Here is a 239-nt window from a genome sequence, read left to right as displayed (position 1 = left end):
ATGAGGAGTGTGGAATGAAGATTGCCATTATCTCGGATCTGCACGGCAGTCTGACAGCCCTCGAGCAGGTGCTGGCGCAACTTGTTCCCTGGCAGCCTGATCACTATTTGCTGCTCGGGGATCTGCTCAATCACGGGCCGCGCAATCCGGTGCCGGAGGGGTATGATCCTGCAGCTGTGGCGGCAAGGCTCAACGAGCTGGCCCCCCGCATCATGGCGGTGCGTGGCAATTGCGATTCG

1 protein-coding gene is annotated in these 239 nt (G+C 60.3%); it reads left to right on the top strand.

Annotation, left to right across the window (positions count from 1 at the left end; genetic code table 11):
* Positions 1 to 14 precede the first annotated feature (14 nt).
* The coding region (locus B4920_RS27740; RefSeq protein WP_173862745.1) for a metallophosphoesterase at positions 15 to 239 on the top strand (225 nt) is incomplete at its 3' end.

It is taken from the genome of Zoogloea sp. LCSB751 (assembly GCF_002028455.1).
Classification (GTDB): domain Bacteria; phylum Pseudomonadota; class Gammaproteobacteria; order Burkholderiales; family Rhodocyclaceae; genus Zoogloea.
This window is presented reverse-complemented; position numbering and strand designations above follow the sequence as displayed.